Here is a 600-nt window from a genome sequence, read left to right on the forward strand (position 1 = left end):
TCGGCCCTTGAAGGCTCCTGGTGGAATCCTGATCCCAAGGGAGTGTCGTGCTTGCAGGAGGTTGTTGCAGAGCGATGGCTGTTACTACGGGTGTTTTTGTTGCCTCAATCTGTACCAACTTTTCAGCCACTGCATTTTTAACGAGATCAGGAACAACACCATCATTATCATTTCGGACAACCGGGCTGAGCGCCTTACATAAACTTTTGGTTAGCTGGCCGTTGCTGGCATAGTGTTCCAGAGATGACCAAACCACTGGCTTTAATGGTTTGTTGTATTTGATGATGTTGATAATCATAGAAGGTGACAGCAGAAATGTTACTTTTTCAGGCTCGGCTTTCCTGGTCTCTTTGGTTCTTGCTTTCATTTGGGCTAGTTTAGCCTCAAGCCTGATCGCATAGGGTTCCCGCTTTTCCTGAGGCTTTTCATACCATTGTTCTGTGAATTCGGTTGCCTTAAAAAAGGCGGTCAACTGTTCAAGGGTCCAGTTATTTATAACAAAACCGGTGTCAGTGACGGTAAACTCTGGTTTTGGGAGTACAACCGGTTCACCATCGGGTGGCATGACAGTGAGCTTTTGATTCCTGAATTGATACTCTG

At 46.0% G+C, this 600-nt stretch carries 1 protein-coding gene; it reads right to left on the reverse strand.

Translation table 11 applies throughout. The features are described from left to right. On the reverse strand, nucleotides 1-565 hold a 565-nt coding region (locus J7439_RS25905), incomplete at its 3' end, for a hypothetical protein (RefSeq protein WP_209204936.1). Nucleotides 566-600: the final 35 nt, after the last annotated feature.

This window comes from Salinisphaera sp. G21_0, assembly GCF_017744115.1.
GTDB lineage: Bacteria > Pseudomonadota > Gammaproteobacteria > Pseudomonadales > Endozoicomonadaceae > Endozoicomonas.